Source organism: Burkholderia sp. Cy-637 (assembly GCF_011753175.1).
Lineage (GTDB): Bacteria > Pseudomonadota > Gammaproteobacteria > Burkholderiales > Burkholderiaceae > Burkholderia > Burkholderia gladioli.
This window is the reverse complement of the sequence record NZ_VWWC01000310.1, coordinates 1-3,740: the sequence shown is the minus strand read 5'-3', so window position 1 is coordinate 3,740 and position 3,740 is coordinate 1. Positions and strand designations below refer to the sequence as shown.

Here is a 3,740-nt window from a genome sequence, read left to right as displayed (position 1 = left end):
CGCGCTGGCGGCCATCGCGCTGGCCGCCCGAGGGCCGCGTATCGCGCTGGCCGGCGCCCTGGGCGCATCGCTGCTGCACCTGCTCGCGCTGCGTCTCGGGCTGCCGCCGTTCAGCGCGCCGTTCGCGATCGCCGCCAATCTCCTGCGCATCGCGTCGCGCGAGAGCGTCGCGCCATCTTCACCCGGCGCGCCGGCACCGCCCCTCACCACCGCCACCCACCATGAGCTTCGTCCACCACGCTGACACCCGCGCCGCCGCCGGCCCGATCTCCGCGGCCGAGCAGCGCGCCCGCCTCGACCTCGCGGCCGCCTATCGCCTGGTCGCGCTCGACGGCCACGACGACCTGATCTACACGCATCTGTCGGTGGCCGTGCCCGGCGAGCCCGGACATTTCCTGATCAATCCCTTCGGGCTCGCCTTCGAGGAGGTGCGCGCCTCGAACCTGGTCAAGATCGACCTGGCGGGCAGGCGCATCGGCGATGGCCCGCACCAGGTCAACGCCACCGGCTTCGCGCTGCATGCGGCCGTGCACGCGGCGCGCGCCGATGCGGTCTGCGTGATCCACCTGCATGCCAAGGCCGGCATCGCCGTCTCGATGCAGCCGCAGGGCTTGCTGCCGGCCTCGCAGCATGCGCTGCGCTTTCACGGCGACCTGGCCTGCCACGACTACGAGGCGCTGGCCTTCACGCCGGCCGAAGGCGCGCGCCTAGTCGAGCGGCTCGGCGACAAGTCGGCTATGCTGCTGCGCAATCACGGCACGCTGACGGTCGGCCGCACCGTGGCCGAAGCCTGGGTGCGCACCGCCACGCTGCTGAAGGCCTGCGAGATCCAGCTGGCCGCCCAGGCGGGCGGCCTCGCGCCGGTGCTGCCGGCGCCCGAGGTGATCGCGCGCGCGGCCGAACAACTGCGCGACGGCGGCGCGCTCGAGGGCGAGCTGGAATGGCCAGCCATGCTGCGCCGCCTCGATCGCCACGAACGTCATGCGCGCCCCGGCGAGGCGTCGTATCGCGATTGACTCGTCCCGCCCTGAATCGTCCTGAATCGCCTTGTTTGCCTGCATCCCTGACCTGGAGACCTGCCATGCCGACCTTTCACGTCGATCTGTTCGAAGGCCGCAGCGCCGAGCAGAAACGCCGCTTCATCGAGGCCATCACGCGCGTGACCTGCGAGACGCTCGACTGCCCGCCCTCGGCGGTCGACATCATCCTGCACGAAGTGAAGAAGGAGAACTGGGCCACCGGCGGCAAGCTGTGGTCCGACGCGGACGCCGGCTGAGCGCCGCGCCCGAACTCGCTCGAACCCGCCCGGCCCCGCCCGAACCCGCCCGGCCCCGCCAAAACGCAACGCGCCGCGAATATCGCGGCGCGTTCTGCTTTCCGGCGCGGGACCGCGCTCGAATCCGGCGCGTCCCGCTCGCTTCGGCCGAGGCTCAACCCCAGCCGGCCATCATCGCCCCCATCCCCGCCAGCAGGCCGCCCATCAGGCGATTGAGCGCACGCACGCGCGTCGGGCGCTGCAGCAGGCGGCTCAGGCGCTGCGAGAACAGCGCCATCGAGGCCACCCCGAGCGCGAACAGCAACGCGAACGTGGCGGCCAGCACCAGGTACTGCTGGTTCACGCTCCAGCTCGCCTCGCTGTTGATGAACTGCGGAAAGAAGGACGGGAAGAACAGCAGCGTCTTCGGATTGAAGCCCGAGGTGGCGAGGCCGCGCCAGAACAGGCCGCGCCGCGAGGCAGCCGTCTCGGCTTCGGCCTCGCCCGTGCCAGGCGCCTCGCCCTCGGCCGGCGCGACGATCGCGCCGCCGCGCCACTGCCGGTAGCCGAGCCAGACCAGGTAGGCCGCGCCGACCCAGCGCAGCACGCCCAGCGCGCGTTCGTCGACGTGCAGCAGCGAATTGAGGCACAACGCGGTCAGCACCAGTTGCAGCAGCACCGCCACGGTGCCGCCCCAGACGCAGGGCAGCGCGCGCCGCCAGCCGGCGCGCAGCGCATGGCTCATGGTGAGCAGGTTGACGGGACCGGGGGCATAAACGAGCACGAGCGCGGCGGCGAGGAAGGACAGATAGAGCTGGAACGACATGTCGGAGCGGGCGGATTCGGGTAATTCCGTGATGCGACCCGGCGGCGGCAGCGCCGCCGGTTTCGGACGGTAACGAGGGTGACGGATGCCCGTCCTGCCCGGCCTCGCGACTCGTGATCGCGCTAGCTGATCGAAACGGGGGGTGGCCGAATCGGTCATGCCGGGCAACAAGGCATACGGAAAATATACGCGGCGAGGCGCTGAAAAGGCTTCCGCTTATCCCGTGATTCCCGCCCAAAACCGGAAGCTTCTTCAGATAGAATCGCCATTCCGCGAACAAAATTCCAGAACCTCATGGCCACCCGCGAACGCTCGCCCAAATCGCTCGACAACCAGGACCGCAAGATCCTGCGCGCGCTGCAGTCCAATGCGCGCCTGTCCAACGCCGAACTGGCCGAACAGGTCGGCATGTCGACCACGGCCTGCTGGAACCGCACGCGCCAGCTCGAGACCGACGGTTATATCGACGGCTACGTCGCGCTGGTGAATCCGCGCCTGCTCGGTTACGCCGACATCGTGATCCTCGAGGTCACCCTCGACCGCCACGAGGACGATGCGCTGGCACGCTTCGGCGCCGAGCTGGCCGCGCTGCCCGAGGTGCTGGAGGCCTACCTGGTATCGGGCGAATACGATTACTGGATCAAGGTGGCGGTGGACGGCACGGCCGGCTACGAGCGCTTCCTGCGCGAGAAGCTCTACAAGATCTCCAGCATCCGCCATAGCCGCTCGATGTTCGCGCTGCGCTGCGTGAAGGACGTGCCGTCGATGCAGGTCTGAAGCGGGCGGCGCGGCGGCGAGCGCCTCAGCGCCGCATCGTCAGCACCATGCGGAACCGGACCTCGCCCGAGCGCATGCGTTGGTAGGCCAAGGCGGCCTGCTCCAGCGGCAGGGTGTCGATGCGCGGGCGCACGCCGGCCAGCACGCTGAAGTCGAGGGTGCGCTCGTTCTCGTGCGGCGTGCCGGTGATGGAGCCGATCACGCCGCGCTCGCCGCCCACCAGGTGCCCCGCCGAGACCGGCAGCGGGTCCTTGCCCGCGCCGAGCACCACCAGCCGCCCCTGCGGCGCGAGCCCGGCCATCAGCGCGGCCACCGCCGGGGCATCGCCGATCGTGCTCAGGATCGCGCGGGCGCCGCCCAGCGACAGCAGGCGCGCCGCCGCATCCTCGCGCTCGGTATCGATATAGCGATGCGCGCCGAGCGCCAGCGCCTCCTCGGCGATCGCCGCACCGCGGCCCACCGCCACCACCCGGAAGCCCATGCGCCGCGCGTATTGCAAGGCCAGGTGGCCCAGCCCGCCGATGCCGAGCACGGCCACCGTGTCGCCCGCCTCGGCGCCGCATTTCTTCAGCGCGTTGAAGGTGGCGATACCGGCGCAGAGGATCGGCGCGGCCTGCTCGGCGTCCAGTTCGTCGGGAATCGCCACCAGCCCGGTGGCGCGTGCCAGCATCATCTCGGCATAACCGCCGTCGCGACTCGCGCCGACCACGGGCTGGTTCTCGCAGAGCTGGAACTGCCCGCGCCGGCACCAGGCGCAAACCTGGCAATGGCCGCCGAGCCGACCCACGCCGACGCGCTGCCCGAGCCGCCAGATCGGCGGCACGGCGGCGCCGAGCGCCACCAGCCGGCCGACCACCTCGTGGCCCGGCACGCGCGGCGGCT

Annotated in this window: 5 protein-coding genes and 1 pseudogene; 4 read left to right on the top strand and 2 right to left on the bottom strand. The window is 71.0% G+C overall.

Annotation, left to right across the window (positions count from 1 at the left end; translation table 11 throughout):
* The 3 genes and pseudogenes from F3J10_RS34835 to F3J10_RS34825 all read left to right on the top strand — a co-directional run.
* Positions 1 to 244: pseudogene (locus F3J10_RS34835) on the top strand (hypothetical protein); the annotation flags it as partial.
* On the top strand, positions 222 to 1,016 hold the full coding sequence (locus F3J10_RS34830) for a class II aldolase/adducin family protein (protein ID WP_166916901.1): 795 nt from the start codon (positions 222 to 224) through the stop codon (positions 1,014 to 1,016). The pseudogene F3J10_RS34835 and the gene F3J10_RS34830, both read left to right, overlap by 23 nt.
* A 65-nt stretch (positions 1,017 to 1,081) precedes the next feature.
* Complete coding sequence (locus tag F3J10_RS34825; protein WP_025097994.1) at positions 1,082 to 1,276, top strand: 4-oxalocrotonate tautomerase; 195 nt, start codon at positions 1,082 to 1,084, stop codon at positions 1,274 to 1,276.
* Positions 1,277 to 1,430: 154 nt separating this feature from the next.
* Here F3J10_RS34825 and F3J10_RS34820 read toward each other — a convergent pair whose 3' ends face one another.
* Entirely contained in the window at positions 1,431 to 2,081 is a 651-nt protein-coding gene (locus F3J10_RS34820) for a LysE family translocator (RefSeq protein WP_167234652.1), read from the bottom strand.
* A gap of 294 nt (positions 2,082 to 2,375) precedes the next feature.
* Here F3J10_RS34820 and F3J10_RS34815 point away from each other — a divergent pair, with 294 nt between their 5' ends.
* The gene (locus F3J10_RS34815) at positions 2,376 to 2,858 is read left to right on the top strand and encodes an Lrp/AsnC family transcriptional regulator (RefSeq protein WP_013689926.1); all 483 of its coding nucleotides are present in this window, start codon (positions 2,376 to 2,378) and stop codon (positions 2,856 to 2,858) included.
* Between the two features lie 25 nt (positions 2,859 to 2,883).
* Here F3J10_RS34815 and F3J10_RS34810 read toward each other — a convergent pair.
* Positions 2,884 to 3,740, bottom strand: an 857-nt coding sequence (locus tag F3J10_RS34810) for a zinc-binding dehydrogenase (protein ID WP_167243979.1), incomplete at its 5' end; no start/stop codon positions are given.

Bases quoted from the DNA above. Each gene is read 5' to 3' on its own strand.
- F3J10_RS34820 (WP_167234652.1), bottom strand. From the start codon at position 2,081: ATGTCGTTCCAGCTCTATCTGTCCTTCCTCGCCGCCGCGCTCGTGCTC.
- F3J10_RS34815 (WP_013689926.1), top strand. From the start codon at position 2,376: ATGGCCACCCGCGAACGCTCGCCCAAATCGCTCGACAACCAGGACCGC.
- F3J10_RS34825 (WP_025097994.1), top strand. From the start codon at position 1,082: ATGCCGACCTTTCACGTCGATCTGTTCGAAGGCCGCAGCGCCGAGCAG.
- F3J10_RS34830 (WP_166916901.1), top strand. From the start codon at position 222: ATGAGCTTCGTCCACCACGCTGACACCCGCGCCGCCGCCGGCCCGATC.